The organism is Streptomyces sp. TOM-9 (assembly GCF_056858595.1).
In genome coordinates, this window is sequence record NZ_JBXEQB010000001.1 from 6453194 (window position 1) to 6469387 (window position 16194).

Annotated in this window: 13 protein-coding genes; 10 read left to right on the plus strand and 3 right to left on the minus strand. The window is 73.3% G+C overall.

The window, feature by feature from the left end:
• Window positions 1-99: 99 nt before the first annotated feature.
• The 9 genes from AC1VWI_RS30145 (at window position 100) to AC1VWI_RS30185 (ending at window position 12529) form a co-directional block, all read left to right on the plus strand.
• Window positions 100-2208, plus strand: coding sequence for a putative bifunctional diguanylate cyclase/phosphodiesterase (locus tag AC1VWI_RS30145; RefSeq protein ID WP_499514143.1), 2109 nt, complete (start codon window positions 100-102; stop codon window positions 2206-2208).
• A 212-nt stretch (window positions 2209-2420) separates the two neighbouring features.
• Window positions 2421-2717 (plus strand): Asp-tRNA(Asn)/Glu-tRNA(Gln) amidotransferase subunit GatC, encoded by a 297-nt coding sequence (gene gatC, locus AC1VWI_RS30150; protein WP_499514144.1) that lies wholly within the window; start codon window positions 2421-2423, stop codon window positions 2715-2717.
• 5 nt (window positions 2718-2722) lie between these two features.
• The gene (gatA, locus tag AC1VWI_RS30155) at window positions 2723-4216 is read left to right on the plus strand and encodes an Asp-tRNA(Asn)/Glu-tRNA(Gln) amidotransferase subunit GatA (protein WP_499514145.1); all 1494 of its coding nucleotides are present in this window, start codon (window positions 2723-2725) and stop codon (window positions 4214-4216) included.
• The gene (locus AC1VWI_RS30160; protein ID WP_499514146.1) at window positions 4213-4461 is read left to right on the plus strand and encodes a hypothetical protein; all 249 of its coding nucleotides are present in this window, start codon (window positions 4213-4215) and stop codon (window positions 4459-4461) included. Before gatA ends, AC1VWI_RS30160 begins: the two co-directional genes overlap by 4 nt.
• Window positions 4462-4486: 25 nt before the next feature.
• On the plus strand, window positions 4487-5995 hold the full coding sequence (gene gatB, locus AC1VWI_RS30165) for an Asp-tRNA(Asn)/Glu-tRNA(Gln) amidotransferase subunit GatB (RefSeq protein ID WP_499514147.1): 1509 nt from the start codon (window positions 4487-4489) through the stop codon (window positions 5993-5995).
• A gap of 243 nt (window positions 5996-6238) precedes the next feature.
• Complete coding sequence (locus AC1VWI_RS30170) at window positions 6239-8437, plus strand: MMPL family transporter (protein WP_499514148.1); 2199 nt, start codon at window positions 6239-6241, stop codon at window positions 8435-8437.
• Window positions 8438-8454: 17 nt separating this feature from the next.
• A complete protein-coding gene (locus tag AC1VWI_RS30175; RefSeq protein ID WP_499514149.1) occupies window positions 8455-9069 on the plus strand; it encodes a hypothetical protein in 615 nt (204 codons plus the stop codon).
• 179 nt (window positions 9070-9248) lie between these two features.
• Entirely contained in the window at window positions 9249-9431 is a 183-nt protein-coding gene (locus tag AC1VWI_RS30180; protein WP_499514150.1) for a hypothetical protein, read from the plus strand.
• Window positions 9432-9481: 50 nt separating this feature from the next.
• The gene (locus AC1VWI_RS30185) at window positions 9482-12529 is read left to right on the plus strand and encodes a helix-turn-helix transcriptional regulator (protein WP_499514151.1); all 3048 of its coding nucleotides are present in this window, start codon (window positions 9482-9484) and stop codon (window positions 12527-12529) included.
• A 40-nt stretch (window positions 12530-12569) separates the two neighbouring features.
• Here AC1VWI_RS30185 and AC1VWI_RS30190 read toward each other — a convergent pair whose 3' ends face one another.
• From AC1VWI_RS30190 to AC1VWI_RS30200, 3 genes are all read right to left on the minus strand, one after another.
• The gene (locus AC1VWI_RS30190) at window positions 12570-12740 is read right to left on the minus strand and encodes a DUF6191 domain-containing protein (RefSeq protein ID WP_499514152.1); all 171 of its coding nucleotides are present in this window, start codon (window positions 12738-12740) and stop codon (window positions 12570-12572) included.
• Window positions 12741-12762: 22 nt separating this feature from the next.
• The gene (locus tag AC1VWI_RS30195) at window positions 12763-13962 is read right to left on the minus strand and encodes a PQQ-dependent sugar dehydrogenase (RefSeq protein ID WP_499514153.1); all 1200 of its coding nucleotides are present in this window, start codon (window positions 13960-13962) and stop codon (window positions 12763-12765) included.
• Between the two features lie 136 nt (window positions 13963-14098).
• The gene (locus AC1VWI_RS30200) at window positions 14099-15091 is read right to left on the minus strand and encodes an aldo/keto reductase (RefSeq protein WP_499514154.1); all 993 of its coding nucleotides are present in this window, start codon (window positions 15089-15091) and stop codon (window positions 14099-14101) included.
• A 56-nt stretch (window positions 15092-15147) separates the two neighbouring features.
• On the opposite strand from AC1VWI_RS30200, the gene AC1VWI_RS30205 reads away from it, so the two are divergent.
• The gene (locus tag AC1VWI_RS30205) at window positions 15148-16101 is read left to right on the plus strand and encodes a 2-hydroxyacid dehydrogenase (protein ID WP_499514155.1); all 954 of its coding nucleotides are present in this window, start codon (window positions 15148-15150) and stop codon (window positions 16099-16101) included.
• Window positions 16102-16194: the final 93 nt, after the last annotated feature.

Here is a 16194-nt window from a genome sequence, read left to right on the forward strand (position 1 = left end):
CGCGCCTTCCGGGCATGGGCCCTCCAGCAGCCCGGTGGTCAATCCCGCGGGCACGGGCGTGTGGTGGAACGGCACACGCGGCTGCGAGAGGGTACGGGCATGGAACCGACGGACAGCGCCGGACCGGCGCAGCGGCTGCTCGGGCCGGCCGCGCCGGTGCTGCCCGCGGCGGCACTCAGGTACTCGGTCGTGGGCGCTGCCGCGGCGGCCCTGGTCGTGGGCGTCGTCCGGATACTCGTGGACGGCAACGCCTTCTTCCCCGGCGGGGACGTCGGCTGGGCGTTCGCCGTGCTCACCGGCATCATCGTCGGCCACCTGGTCGCCATGGGCCGGGACCGCTGGTGGGGCGGCACCGGCTCCGGCGCCGCCCTGACCCTCGCCATGCTGCTGCTCTACGGCTGGGTGCCCGCGGTGCTGGTCAGCCTGGCCGTCGTCGTCCTGGTCGGCGCGGCCCGCCGGCACCGCTGGCGGGAGGCGCTGCTGCACGGCGCCGTGGACATCCTCGGCATCGGCGCGGCCTCGCTCGCGCTGTCCGCCTTCGGGACCCACCCGTCCGTCGAACAGCCCTGGCAACCCGCCACTTGGGGGATGGCCGCCGTTCCCTCGGTGCTCGCCGCCGCACTCGGCTACCTGGCTGCGACCCGCACGCTCCTGTGGTATGCGATCGTGCCGCGCGCCGGAGCCCTGCCCACCGTGGCCCGCACCGCGCTGATACGCCAGGGCTTCGTCGGCGTCGCACTGCTCGGCATCTCCCCGCTGATCATCATCGTCGCGGCCGATCTGCCCCTGCTGCTCCCGCTGTTCGCCGTGCCCCTGATCGCGCTCGACTCCACCCTCTGGATCGCCCACGCCCGCGCCGAGGAACAACTGCGCGACCCCCTCACCGGACTGCCCAACCGTCAGTGGCTGCTGGAGCGCACCTGGACCGCGCTGGACGACGCCGCCCGCAGCGGCGAGCGCGCCGCCCTGGTCCTGATCGACCTGGACAAGTTCCGCTCCGTCAACGACACCCTGGGCCACATGGCCGGCGACCGGCTCCTGGTGCAGATCGCGGACCGGCTGCGGCTGGCCCTGCCGCGCGGCGCCGAGGTCGCCCGGCTCGGCGGCGACGAGTTCGCCGTCCTGCTCCCCACCTGCGACGCGCCGACCCGCGCCCAGCGCATCGCCAGGGCCCTGGTCGCCGCGCTGAGCTCGCCGTTAAGTCTCGACGGCCTGACCCTGGTGCTCGAGGCCAGCGCCGGGGTCGCCGTCTACCCCGATCACGCCGGTGACGCCGAGGGCCTGCTGCGCCGCGCCGACGTCGCGATGTACCAGGCGAAACGTGACCGCAGCGGGGTCGAGGTCTACGAGTCCTCCCGCGACGGCAACACGCCCGACCGGCTGGGCCTCCTCGGCGACCTGCGCCGGGCACTGGACCGCGGTGAGGTCGAGCTGCACTACCAGCCGAAGGTCCGCTTCGACGGACAGGTCGCAGGCCTGGAGGCGCTGGTCCGCTGGGTGCACCCCGAGCGCGGCCGGGTGAGCCCCGAGGAGTTCATCGCGATCGCCGAGACCTCCGGGCTCATGCCGCAGCTCACCGAGTACGTCCTGGAGACCGCCCTCGGGCAGGTCGCCCGGTGGCGGGCGATGGGCCTCGACGTCCCCGTCGCCGTCAACGTCTCGCCGCGCGACGTCCACTCGCCGGGTTTCGCCGGGGCCGTCGCCGCGCGCCTGGCCCGCCACGGGGTCCCGCCGGGGGCGCTGCAGCTGGAGATCACCGAGCACGTGCTGCTGGAGGACCCGCAGCGCGCCGCCGACACCATGGCCGGACTGACCGGGCACGGGGTGAAGATGTCGCTGGACGACTTCGGCACCGGGTACTCCTCGCTGGTCCACCTGCGGCGGCTGCCGGTGAGCGAGCTGAAGATCGACCGCTCGTTCGTCGCGCGGCTGTCCGTCGACGCCGAGGACGCGGAGATCGTGCGCTGCACGGTCGACCTCGCCCACTCCCTCGGCCTCCTCGTCGTGGCGGAGGGCGTCGAGGACGACGAGACGTGGGAGCGCCTGCGGGACCTCGGCTGTGACGCGATCCAGGGCTGGCTGGTCGCCGCCGCGATGCCCCCGGAGGAGACCACGGCCTGGTTGCGGCTGCGCGGGCGTTCCGGTTGGCGCCGCCCGGCGGAGCTGGAGGCCGCGAAGGAACGGGCCGCCGTCCCCGACGCGCAGTAACGTTTGCGGGCCTTCGACCAGCGGGCCCGCACGCGCCGCGCCGGGGCCGCGGACGCCCCGCCGGCCCCACCCGCCCCGGGGGCACCGGGGCCCGCGGGCGTCACGTCCGGCGGTCCCCGGCCGGGCGCAGCGCAAACCGTTTCGCCCCCGGGGCGCCCGCGCCCATAGGATTGGGCGCGAAAAGACCAAACTCACCCCCAGAGGATCGCTGCATGCCAGGCATCACGCGCGAGGAGGTCGCCCACCTCGGCCGGCTGTCGCGTCTGGAGCTGAAGGACGAAGAGCTCGACCACTTCGCCGGACAGCTCGACGCCATCATCGGCGCGGTCGCCCGCGTCTCCGAGGTGGCCGGCGAGGACGTACCGCCGACCTCCCACCCGCTGCCGCTGACCAATGTCATGCGCCCCGACGAGGTCCGGCCCAGCCTGACCCCGGCCGAGGCGCTGTCCGGCGCCCCCGCCGAGGATCAGCAGCGCTTCAAGGTGCCGCAGATCCTGGGGGAGGACTGATCACGATGACCGATCTGACCAGGCTCACCGCCGCGCAGACCGCGGCCGCCGTCGCCTCCGGCGAGACGTCCGCCGTCGAGGTCGCCCAGGCCCATCTGGACCGCATCGCCGCCGTCGACGAGAAGGTCCACGCCTTCCTGCACGTCGACACCGAGGGCGCCCTGAAGGCCGCCAAGGCCGTCGACGACAAGCGCGCCGCGGGCGAGAAGCTCGGCCCGCTCGCGGGCGTCCCGCTGGCGCTGAAGGACATTTTCACCACCAAGGGCATCCCGACGACCGTCGGCTCCAAGATCCTCGAAGGCTGGATCCCGCCGTACGACGCGACGCTGACCGCCCGCCTCAAGCAGGCCGGCATCGTCATCCTCGGCAAGACCAACATGGACGAGTTCGCCATGGGGTCCTCCACCGAGAACAGCGCCTACGGCCCCACCGGCAACCCGTGGGACCTCACCCGCATCCCCGGCGGCTCGGGCGGCGGTTCCTCCGCGGCCCTGGCCTCCTTCCAGGCGCCGCTGGCCATCGGCACCGACACCGGCGGCTCCATCCGCCAGCCGGCCGCCGTCACCGGCACGGTCGGCGTCAAGCCGACCTACGGCGGGGTCTCCCGCTACGGCATGGTCGCCTTCAGCTCCTCGCTGGACCAGGGCGGCCCCTGCGCCCGTACGGTGCTGGACGCGGCGCTGCTGCACGAGGTCATCGCGGGCTACGACCCGATGGACTCCACCTCCATCGATGCCCCCGTCCCGCCGGTCGTCGAGGCCGCGCGCAACGGCGACGTCAAGGGCCTGCGGGTCGGCGTCATCAAGGAGTTCGCGGGCGAGGGCTACCAGCCCGGCGTCATGGAGCGGTTCAACGAGTCCGTCGAGCTGCTGCGCGAGCTCGGTGCCGAGGTCGTCGAGCTGTCCTGCCCGTCGTTCGAGTACGCGCTCGCCGCGTACTACCTGATCGCGCCGTCCGAGTGCTCGTCCAACCTGGCCCGGTTCGACGGCCTGCGCTACGGCCTGCGGGTCGGCGACGACGGCACCCGCAGCGCCGAGGACGTCACCGCCCTCACCCGCGAGGCCGGCTTCGGCCCCGAGGTCAAGCGCCGCATCATGCTCGGCACGTACGCGCTCAGCTCCGGCTACTACGACGCGTACTACGGCAGCGCCCAGAAGGTCCGCACCCTGATCTCGCGGGACTTCGAGCGCTCCTTCCAGCAGGTCGACGTGGTGATCTCGCCGACCACCCCCACCACCGCGTTCCCCATCGGCGAGCGCGTGGACGACCCGATGGCGATGTACCTCGCCGACCTGTGCACCATCCCGGCCAACCTGGCCGGCAACGCCGCCATGTCCGTGCCCTGCGGCCTCGCGTCCGAGGACGGGCTCCCGGTCGGTCTGCAGATCATCGCCCCGGCCATGGCCGACGACCGCCTCTACCGTGTCGGTGCGGCCGTCGAAGCGGCGTTCACCGCACGCTGGGGACACCCGCTGCTGGAGGAGGCACCGATCCTGTGAGCAAGCTCGAGAAGGCCAAGGGCTTCAAGAAGAGCAAGTCCGGCACCTACCTGTCGATCGGCACGACGCTCTTCGGCGCGGTCGGTGTGGCACGGCAGATGAAGCGGGGGCGCGCGGACAGCGACACGCTGCTGCTGATCGACGCGGTGGTCAGCGCCGCGGCGATCGCCACGGGCGTCGCCCTGCTGCTCCGCCAGCTGCGCCGGCTCGGCGACGGCAGCGACCACGACGTGCTGTCATCCTGACGGGGAACTGAGAGGTATCAAGACTGTGACCGTCACGGACCTGGTGTCGTACGAGGACGCGCTCGCGTCCTATGACCCGGTGATGGGCCTCGAGGTCCACGTCGAGCTCGGCACCAAGACGAAGATGTTCTGCGGCTGCTCGACCACCCTGGGCGCCGAACCGAACAGCCAGGTGTGCCCGGTGTGCCTGGGCCTGCCCGGCGCTCTGCCGGCCGTCAACGCGACCGGCGTCGAGTCCGCCATCAAGATCGGCCTCGCGCTCAACTGCGAGATTGCCGAGTGGTGCCGCTTCGCCCGGAAGAACTACTTCTACCCGGACATGCCGAAGAACTTCCAGACCTCCCAGTACGACGAGCCGATCGCCTTCAACGGCTACCTCGACGTGCAGCTGGAGGACGGCGAGGTCTTCCGCGTGGAGATCGAGCGCGCCCACATGGAGGAGGACACCGGCAAGTCGACCCACGTGGGCGGCGCCACCGGCCGCATCCACGGCGCCTCGCACTCGCTGCTGGACTACAACCGGGCCGGCATCCCGCTGATCGAGATCGTCACCAAGCCGATCGAGGGCGCCGGCGAGCGCGCGCCCGAGGTCGCCAAGGCGTACGTGACCGAACTGCGTGAGCTGATCAAGGCGCTGGGCGTCTCCGAGGCCCGCATGGAGATGGGCCAGATGCGCTGCGACGTCAACCTGTCGCTGCGCCCCATCGGCCGGGAGAAGTTCGGCACCCGCAGCGAGACCAAGAACGTCAACTCGCTGCGCAGCGTCGAGCGGGCCGTCCGCTTCGAGATCCAGCGGCACGCCGCCGTGCTCTCCTCCGGCGGCACGATCGTCCAGGAGACCCGGCACTTCCACGAGGACACCGGCTCCACCACCTCCGGCCGCATCAAGGAGGAGGCGGAGGACTACCGGTACTTCCCGGAGCCCGACCTCGTCCCCGTCGCCCCGGCCCGTGAGTGGGTCGAGGAGCTGCGGGCGGGCCTGCCCGAGCTCCCGCGGGTGCGCCGGGGGCGTCTGCAGCAGGACTGGGGCATCTCCGACCACGAGATGCAGTCGGTGCTCAACGCCGGTGCGATCGACCCGATCGTCGCCACCATGGAGGCGGGCGCCGACGCGGCCGCCGCGCGCAAGTGGTGGATGGGCGAGCTGGCCCGCCGCTCCAACGAGGACGGCGTGGAACTGACCGCCCTGCCCATCACCCCGGCCCAGGTGGCCCGGGTAGCGGCGCTGGTGGCCGAGGGCTCGCTCAACGACAAGCTGGCCCGCCAGGTCATCGAGGGCGTGCTGGACGGCGAGGGCGAGCCGGACGAGGTCGTCGACAAGCGCGGTCTGAAGGTCGTCTCGGACGAGGGCGCGCTCGGCGCGGCCGTCGACGAGGCCATCGCGGCCAACGCCGCCGTCGCGGACAAGATCCGTGGCGGCAACCTGGCGGCGGCGGGCGCGCTCATCGGCGCCGTCATGAAGATCACCCGTGGTCAGGCCGACGCCAAGCGCGTGCGCGAGCTCGTGCTGGAGAAGCTGGGCGTCCAGGGCTGATATCACGCGGCCGGCAGGCGCGCGGCACACAAGGGGCGGGCTCCCGGTCAGGGGGCCCGCCCCTTCCTCGTCGTCGCAGGTCCGCCGCTTGTAAGGGCGGCATAAATTCCCCGCGCGGTATGTGATTAACCGCACGAAAGCGGCCAACGATCTCTTCTTCCTGCTTCAGTCGGTGACGTACGTGGTGTCTTCTTTGCGGGCTCTTCCCCGGCCTGAAAGATCCGCGCAACCCCAGGGAGAGCAATGGCTGCACTCGCCCGCTGGTGCCTCAACCGCCGTCTCGCCGTCGTCCTGCTGTGGCTCGTCGCCCTCCTCGGCCTGTCCACGGCCGCCCTGCTCGCCGGATCCGCCTACTCCAACGACTACGACATCAAGGGCACCGACTCCAGCAAGGCCACCGCCCTGCTGAAGGAGGCCTTCCCCGGCTCGGCCGGGGACAGCGACACGATCGTCTGGCACACCGACAAGGGCACCGTGGGCGTCGCGTCCGTCAGGGAGCGGCTGACCGGCGCGCTGGACGAGGTGGCCGCACTCCCCGGGGTCGCCTCGGTGACCAGCCCGTACAGCGCCGAGGGCGCCCCGCAGATCAGCGAGGACGGGCACACCGCCTACGCGACCGTGATGTTCGACAGGCCCTCGGACGACCTGCACGCCGACCAGGTGCGCAAGGTCGTCGACACGGCCAGGGCGGCGGCCGACGGCAACACCCAGGTCGCCCTCGGCGGTGGCGCCATCGCGCTCACCGAGGGCGGCGGCGGGCACATGAGCGAGGTCGTGGGCGTCGCCGTCGCGGCCGTGGTCCTGCTGGTGGCCTTCGGTTCGCTGTTCGCGATGTTCATGCCGATCATCACCGCGCTGGTCAGCGTGGGTACCGCGTACATGGCGATCGAACTGCTCGGCCACCTGATCAGGGTGGCCGACTTCGCGCCGATGCTCGGCCTGCTCATCGGCCTGGGTGTCGGCATCGACTACGCCCTGTTCATCGTCACCCGTCACCGCAGGGGCCTGAAACAGGGCCTGCCGGTACGGGAAGCCGCCGAGAAGGCGGTCGCCACGACCGGCAGGGCGGTGGTCTTCGCCGGCGGCACGGTCTGCGTGGCCCTGCTCGGCATGCTGATCCTTCGGCTGTCCTTCCTCAACGGCGTCGCGATCGCCGCCTCCCTCACCGTGATCCTCACCGTCGCCGCCTCGGTGACGCTGCTGCCCGCGCTGCTGGGCACGATCGGCATGAAGGCGCTCAGCCGCCGGGAGCGGCGTCGGCTCGTCGAGCACGGGCCGTCGCCCGAGCTGCCGACCGGGTTCGCGGCCCGCTGGTCCGCGTTCGTCGAACGGCACCCCAAGGTCCTCGCCGCGGTCGCCGCCGTCGTCATGCTCGTCCTGGCCCTGCCCACGACCTCGCTCCACCTCGGCGCCTCCGACCAGGGCAACAGCGCCGCGGGCACGACCACCCGCCAGGCGTACGACATGCTCTCCGAGGGCTTCGGGCCCGGTTTCAACGGCCCCCTGCAACTGGTCGCCAAGTCGGGCGACGCCGCCGACCGCGCGGCCCTGGAGCAGCTCACCGTCGCCCTGGGGCGCACCGAGGGCGTCGCAGCGGTGCACATGGAACAGGCGCAGCACGGCAGCGGGCTGGACGTCATCGACGTCGTCCCCACCACCTCCCCGCAGGACCAGGCCACCGACCGGCTCGTCAGCCACCTGCGCGAGGACGTCATCCCCGGGGCCACCGAGGGCACCTCCCTGGAGGTGTACGTCGGCGGGGTCACGGCGGGCTACGCGGACTTCGCCTCGGTGATCGTCGGCAAGCTGCCGCTCTTCGTGGGCTCCGTCATCGGCCTGGGCTGCCTGCTCCTGCTGCTGGCCTTCCGCAGCTTCGGCATCCCGTTCAAGGCCGCGGTCATGAACGTCGTCGCCGTCGCCTCGTCCTTCGGCATCGTGGTCGCGATCTTCCAGTGGGGCTGGGGGAGCGAGCTGCTGGGGCTGGGGGCGGCCGGCCCGATCGAGCCCTTCCTGCCGGTGATCATGGTCTCGGTGCTCTTCGGGCTCTCCATGGACTACCAGGTCTTCCTCGTCAGCCGCATGTACGAGGAGTGGCGCGAGACCGGTGACAACCGCCGGGCGGTCCGGGTCGGCCTCGCCGAGACCAGCCGTGTGATCAACTCCGCCGCGGTCATCATGATCTCGGTCTTCCTGGCCTTCGTGCTCAGCGGCGACCGCGTGATCGCGATGTTCGGCATCGGCCTGGCGGCCGCCGTCGCGCTCGACGCCTTCGTCCTGCGGACGCTGCTCGTACCGGCGCTGATGCACATGCTGGGCGACTGGAACTGGTGGCTGCCCCGGTGGCTGGAGCGCCGGCTGCCGCGGATCTGCATCGAGGGCCCGGCGGAGCCCGCGGCGACGGCCGTGGACGAGCCCGGTTCTCAGACGGCTCTCAGAATCTGACCGTACGGTTGCCGACCATGGAGACCACCAAGACCCACGGGGCGGCAGCCGACGGTCGCGCCGCGGACGCCGAGCTCGACCGGGCCGAGGACGAGGGCGCGACGCCCGCGCCCGCGCCCGACGCCGGACCGCCCGCGCCCGACGAGCCGCGGGCCCTCGACGCGGCCGACGACCTTGACACGCCCGACGACCTCGACGAGCCGGACACCCTTGACACGCCGGACGCCCCCCGCCCCGACGGGGTCGTGCCGGGAGCCGCGGCGGTCGTCGGTGCCGCCCTCGGCCTCGCGTCCCTCACCGGCACCTGGCTGGGCACCGTCCTGGCCGAGCGGCGGCAGCTGGTCGGTCAGATCAACACCTCCTCCGGTAGCGCCGCCCAGCAGATCGAGCAGATATACGGCGGCCCCTGGCACACCACGGCCGCCGTCAACGGCGTCTGCGCGCTGATCGCCCTCGTCGTCCTCGGCGCGGTGTTGCTCGCCGGACGGAACGCCGCACCGTGGGTGCGCGCCGTCGCCTGGGGCGGTCTCGCCCTCGGCGCGCTCGGGCTGTGCGTCGCGCTCGGGACGTGGTTCGACCTCTTCGGCGGGCTGCCGAGCGTGGCCGAGGCCCCGGTCTCGTCCGGCGGCTGAGACCTCTGAGGAGGCGGGCCGCGCGGCCCTGAGGACCTGAGCGGTCCGCCGCGCGGCCTAAGGCATCCTCACCCCCGAAGCCTGGGCGGTTGCCCGATGTGCCCCACCCCCCTTGGGGACGAGGCTGATGGCACGGAGAACGACTCCGGAACATCGGTCCCGAACCCGAGGAGCACGAGATGTACACGCACGAACTGCTGGGCCGCGAACGCACGGAGCAACTGCTGCGCGAGGCCGCCGCGTACCGTCTGGCGCACCAGGCCCGCAAGGCCGCCCGCGAGGCCGCCGCCGACCAGGACGAGGGAAGGCGGCACGGAAGAAGGGCCGGCCGGCTCACCCGGCGGCTGAGGGCCGCCGGATGAGCACCGTGGTGCCGGTGCAAACCGGTACCGCGCCGTCAGGGCCCCGTGCGATGCTCGGGACCGTGCAGAACCAGTCGGTCAGCCCGGTGTTCGTCGGCCGCACCCGCGAACTGACCCGCCTCACCTCCGCGCTCGCCCGCGCTCACGCGGGCGAGCCGCAGGCGTTGGTGATCGGCGGCGAGGCCGGCGTCGGCAAGACCCGGCTCGTCGAGGAGTTCCTCGCCGCGGCGCAGGACGGACCGGGGACCGTGACCGCCGTCGGCGCCTGCGTGGAGATCGGCGCGGACGGACTGCCGTTTGCCCCCGTCGCGACGATCCTGCGCGCCCTGCACCGCAGGTTCGGCGACGAACTGGTCGCCGCGGCCGCCGGCAGCGAGGGCGAACTCGCCCGCCTGCTGCCCGGCCTGGGCGGGACGGACGGCCCCGACCCCCTCGCCGACCAGCGCGACGAGCACGGCCGCGCCCGGCTCTTCGAGCTCACCTCGCGGTTGCTGGAACGGCTGTCGGAGGAGCGCACGCTCGTCGTCGCCCTGGAGGACCTGCACTGGGCCGACCGCTCGACCCGCGAACTCCTCGGCTACCTGCTGCGCTCGCTCTCCCGCGGCCGGCTCGTCGTCCTGGCCACCTACCGCTCCGACGACATCCACCGCCGCCACCCGCTGCGGCCCTTCCTCGCCGAGCTCGACCGGATGCGTTCCGTGGTGCGCCTGGAGCTGTCCCGGTTCAACCGCGGCGAGGTCCGCGCCCAAGTGGCCGGCATCCTCGACTCCGAGCCCTCCCCGAGCATGGTCGACCGGGTCTTCGGCCGTTCCGACGGCAACCCCTTCTTCGTCGAGGAACTCGCCTGCAGCATCACCCAGGGCTGCCGCACCGGCCTCAGCGACAGCCTGCGCGACCTGCTGCTCGTCCGCGTCGAGACACTGCCCGAGACCGCGCAGCGCGTCGCCCGCGTCGTCGCCGAGGGCGGCTCCGCCGTCGAGTACCGGCTGCTGGAGGCCGTCGCAGGGCTCGGTGAGGACGAACTCATCGAAGCCCTGCGCTCCGCCGTGGGCGCCAAGATCCTGCTCCCCACCGACGACGGCGACGGCTACCGCTTCCGGCACTCGCTGGTCCGTGAGGCCGTCGGCGACGATCTGCTGCCCGGCGAGCGCAGCCGCATCAACCGCCGCTACGCGCAGGCCCTTGAGGCCGACCCCGCTCTGGTGCCCGCCGACGAACTCCCGGCCCGGCTGGCCAGTTACTGGTACCACGCCCACGAGCCCGCCAAGGCACTGCCCGCGGTGCTGCGGGCCTCCGTCGAGGCGCGGCGCCGGCACGCCTACGCCGAACAGCACGGGCTGCTCGAACGCGCCCTGGAACTGTGGGACGACACCCCCGGAGAGGTCCGCGAGGAACTGCGGCCCGTCGACTACGTCGAGGTGTTCCCTCCTTGCGGCTGTGACCCGGGCAGCAAGCCGCTGCAGTACATGGACCTGCTCGCCGAGACGACCGTGGCCGCACGCCTCAGCGCCGACCGCGAGGGCGCCTACGAGGTCACCAAGCGGGCGCTGCGCCTGCTGGAGCGCTCCGGCGACCCGCTGCGCGCCGCCTGGTTCTGGATCCAGCGCTCCCGGCTGATGGTCGCGATGGGCCGCGGCGACGGCTGGGCGGAGATCGCCGAGGCCCAGGAACTCGTCCGCGGGCTGCCGCCGTCCCCGGTCCACGCCGAGGTGCTGGAGAGCGTGGCCGGGTGGGCGATGATGCACGACCCCGGGCCGGACGGCATCACCACGGCGGAGCGCGCCATCGAACTGGCCCGGCTCGTCGGTGCCGAGGAGACGGAGCTCCACGCCCGGGTCACCCTGGGGATCCTGCTCGCCGACACAGGTGACGCCGACGCCGGCATCGCCGAACTGGAGGCCGCCCGCGAACGGGCCGCCGCCGCCCGGTACGGCAACCTCACGGTGAACGCCGACGCCAACCTCGCCGCCCTGCTGGAGGCCGTGGGCCGCTCGGAGGAGGCGATCGCGGTGGCCCGCCGGGGCGTGGAGGGCGCCACCCGCCACGGGCTGCGCGACGGCGCCACCTTCGCCTCCGCCAACCAGGCCGAGTCCCTGCTCGCCCTCGGCCGCTGGGACGAGGCGGCCGAGGTCGCCGTCCGCGGCCGGGAGAACACCAACCACGCCCTGTACCTCGGCTGGGCCGCGACGCTGCTGGCCCATCTCGCCGTGCTGCGCGGGGAGTACGACCGCGCCGAGGCCGAGGTCGCCGCCGCCCGGGACCATCTGGGCCCCCGGGACCACCAGCCGCAGAACACCCTGCCGCTGCGTCATCTGACCATCGCCGTCGCCGCCGGGCGCGGACGCTTCCTGGAGGCGCGGGCCGCGGTGCGCGCCGCTTTGGAGGCGGGGTTCCCGTCCGCGTTCCACCGCTACGTCTGGCCCATGCTGCACACCGCGGCCGCCGTGGAGGCGGACGCGCTGGGGCTGCCCGGCGCGGAGGCCGGCCGCCCCGAGATGCTCGCCCTCATCCGCAAGGCGGCGGGCCGGCTGCCCCGGCTGTCCCCGGTATGGGCCGCCCACGCCCTGCTGGTCGAGGCCGAACTGCTGCGCGCCGACGGGAGCACCGACCCCGGGCCCTGGGCCGCCGCCGGGGAGGCCTTCGCCGCCCTCGACCGCCCGTACCCGCTCGCCCTGGTACGGCTCCGGCATGCCGAGGCCCTGCTCGCCCGGCACGATCCCGGCGCCCGCGACCGCGCGGCCGCCCTGCTGCGGGGGGCGTGCGGGGTCGCCGACTCTCTGGGGGCCGTCCCGCTGCGCGACGCCGTCCGGCTGCTCGCCCGGCGGGGCCGGCTGGTGCTGGAGGAACCGGAGGAGGCCGCGGTGCCCGAAGCCGCCGGGGAACCGGAGCCCTTCGGCCTGACCGCGCGCGAGCGCGAGGTGCTGCGCCGGGTCGCCGCCGGCTACACCAACCGCCGCATCGCCGAGGAGCTGTTCATCTCGCCGAAGACCGCGAGCGTGCACGTCTCCAACATCCTCGCCAAGCTCGGTGTCTCGGGCCGCGGCGAGGCGGCCGCGCTCGCCCACCGGCTGCGGCTGTTCGCCGGGCAGCCGGGCTGAACCGGCCGCCGCGGCCGGTCGGCGGAGGGCTCGTGGGCGGCTAGTCGCCGGCCCGCGGCGGACGTATCAGCACGGTGCCCGAGTCCAGGTCGACGGGGCCCCGGCCCGGGTCCGCGTCGCCCTCCTCGTCGCGCACCAGCTCCAGGCGGTTGCGCTCGTCCTCGGCGTGCCTGCGGCCCGGCGCGAACAGCTCGTCCAGCGCGTTGAACATCGCACCCCCAAGGTGTCGTGGGTCAGTTCACCCGCAGCCGCAGGATGCGGTCGTCGCCCTTGCGGGGCTCGCCGCGGCCGTCGGTGTTGCTGGTGGTCAGCAGCAGACCGCCGTCCGGATCGGCGACGACGGTGCGCAGCCGGCCGTACTCTCCGACGAAGAACGCCTGCGGGTCGGCCGCGGCCTTCGTACCGGCCAGCGGGATCCGCCACAGGCGGGTGCCGCGCAGCGAGGCCATCCAGATCGAGCCGTCCGCGTAGGCGATGCCGCTCGGCGAGGCGTCGTCGGTGCGCCACTGCGCGATCGGGTCCGCGTAGCCGTCGCGATGGGCGAGGCCCTCCACGACCGGCCAGCCGTAGTTCTTCCCCGGCTCGATCAGATTCAGCTCGTCCCAGGTGTCCTGCCCGAACTCCGCGGCCCACAGCCGCCCCTGGCCGTCCCAGGCCAGGCCCTGCACATTGCGGTGCCCGTAGGAGTAGACGACGGAGTCCGCCTCGGGATTGCCGTGCACCGGCTCGCCGTCGGGGGTCATCCGCAGGATCTTGCCGCCCAGGGACTTCTTGTCCTGCGCCAGGCCCCGGTCGCCGCTCTCGCCCGTGCCCGCGTAGAGCATGCCGTCGGGGCCGAAGGCGATCCGCCCGCCGTTGTGGATGGCGCCGTGCGGGATGCCGCGCAGGATCGTGTCCGGGGCGCCCAGCTGCTCCCCGGCGGGCTTGGCCGGGTCGTAGAGCATGCGCGCGATGCGGTTGTCCGAGGCGGTGGTGAAGTAGGCGTACACCAGGTGGTCGGTCGCGAAGTCCCGTGAGACGGCGAGCCCCAGGAGGCCGCCCTCGCCGCCCGAGGAGACCCCGGGCACCGTGCCGACCTGCGTCGTGCGGCCGCTGCCGGCGGCCACCCGGACGACCCGGCCGGTGTCCCGGGAGGCCACCAGCAGATCGCCCTCGGCCAGCACGGCCACGCCCCACGGGGTGGTGAGCCCGGTCGCGACGGTGCCGGTCACCTCGGCCGTGCCCTTCGCCGGTGCCGAGGGCCCTTCGCCGCCCCCGGAGGGCGGCGCCGACGAGGGCGCGGAGGCGGAGCCCGGGGGAGCCGGGGCGGAACCACCGTCCGAGGAGCATCCGGTGGCGAGCAGCGCGGCACCGGCCAGCGCGGCGGTCACGACGGCGGCACGGCGGCGCACGCTTCCCTCCCGGGGGTTCTCCGGCTCGGACTCCAAGAACATCACATCCCTCATTACACCGCCCGGCCCTTCGCGGTTCCCGCCGTATGCCGTGGATCTCCCGTCGCCCTCCCCGCCGGTCCCTCGGGTCCTTCAGGCCCCGGTGGTCCCGGTGGTCCCGGTGGTCCCGGTGGCGATCTCAGTCCCAGGAACCCCGCGCCGGCGGCAGCGCCGCGATCTCCGCGAAGTCCTCGTCGGACAGGCGCAGTTCCGCGGCGCCCGCGTTCTCCACCGTCCACCGTTCCCGCTTCGCCCCGGGGATCGGCACGACCTGCGGTCCCTGGGCCAGCACCCAGGCCAGCGCGACCTGCGCGGGCGTCGCACCGTGCACCTCGGCGACCCGGCGCAGTCCCGCGACGATCGGCTGGTTGGCGGCCATCATCTCGGCCGTGAACCGGGGATGGCGGGCCCGTACGTCGTCCGGCTCGAAGCCCTGTCCGGGGGTGAGCGTGCCCGTCAGGAAGCCGTTGCCGAGCGGCATCGCGGCCATGAACCCGACCCCGCGCTGCGTGCACCAGGGCAGCAGCTGCGCCAGCGCCTCGGGCGACCACACCGACAGCTCGGCCTGCACGCAACTGACCGGGAAGACCTGCTGGGCGCGGCGCAACTGCCGCAGCGTCTCGTCGTATATGCCCGCACCCGGGCGCCGGGCCGCCCGCGCGCCCACCGCGCACCACCCCAGCGCGCGCACCTTGCCGGCCGCGACCAGTTCCGCCATCGCGCCCCACGTCTCCTCGACGGGGACCTCCGGATCGGCCCGGTGCAACTGGTAGAGGTCGATCACGTCCGTCTGCAGCCGCCGCAGCGACGCGTCGCAGGCCCGCTTCACGTACGAGGGACGGCCGTTGGCCACCAGGTGCTGCTCACCGACGAGCAGTCCGCACTTGGTGGAGACGAAGACCTCCCGGCGACGCTCCTTCAGCACCCGGCCCAGCAGCAGCTCGTTGGTGAACGGCCCGTACATGTCGGCGGTGTCCAGCAGCGTCGTGCCGTGGTCGACCGCCGCGTGCACGGCCCGCAGTGACGATTCGCCGTCCTGCCGGGACGCCGTGTACGCCCAGCTCATCGGCATGCATCCCAGGCCGACGGCGCCCACCTCCAGAGCCGCCGATCCGACCGTCCTGCACTCCACCTGGCTGACCTCCGCTGACCTCTCGCGCCGCCCCACTGTGCCATAGCCTCCTGACCATGGCTGACATCACCCGGAACCACCGCCCCACCGTCTGGCTCCCGATCCCCGCAGCGGACGTCGAAGGGCTCCCCGCAGAGCTCGACTACCTCTTCTGGGACGGTGCCGAGGAGTTCCCGGCCGACCCGGCCGACGCCGCGTTCTACGTGGTGCCCTACATGAAGGGCCCCGAGGTCGCCGGCCGCCCGTTGCCCCGGATGTCCGGGGTCGGTGTGGTGCAGACCCTCAGCGCGGGTGTCGACCACGTCCTGCCCTACCTCCGGCAGCTCCCGCCGGGTGTGCGGCTGTGCAACGCCCGCGGGGTGCACGAGGCCAGCACCGCCGAGCTGGCCGTCACCCTCACCCTTGCGGCCCTGCGCGGCATCCCCCGCTTCGTACGGGGCCAGGACGCCGAGGAATGGCACGCCGGCTTCTACCCGGCGCTCGCCGACAAGCACGTGCTCATCGTCGGCTACGGATCGATCGGCGCGGCCATCGAGGACCGGCTCACCCCCTTCGAATGCCACGTCACCCGGGTCGCGCGGCTGGCCCGGCGCTCCCCGCGCGGCCCCGTGCACGCCCTGGGGGACCTGCCGCGGCTGCTGCCGGAGGCGGACGTGGTCGTCCTGTCGACCCCGCTCACCGCGGACACCCGCCATCTGGCCGACGCACGGTTCCTGGCCGGGATGAAGGACGGGGCCCTGCTGGTGAACGTCGCCCGCGGACCCGTGGTGGACACCAAGGCGCTCCTCGGGGAGCTGGAGGCCGGCCGCCTCCAGGCGGCACTCGATGTCACCGATCCCGAGCCGCTGCCTCCGGGGCACCCGCTGTGGCACGCCCCGGGCGTCCTGATCAGTCCGCACGTCGGCGGCAGCACCTCCGCGTTCCTCCCCAGGGCCAAGCGGCTGCTCCGCGAGCAACTCCGACGTTTCGCGGCCGGCCAGGACCTCGCGAACGTCGTCATGACCACCTGACCGTGCCGTGGCACCGGGTGCCCCACGCGTGGGGCAGGACGCTACGCGTGGTCACGCTGTGTAGAGGAACTATGTCCCTGAGTGACTGAACTG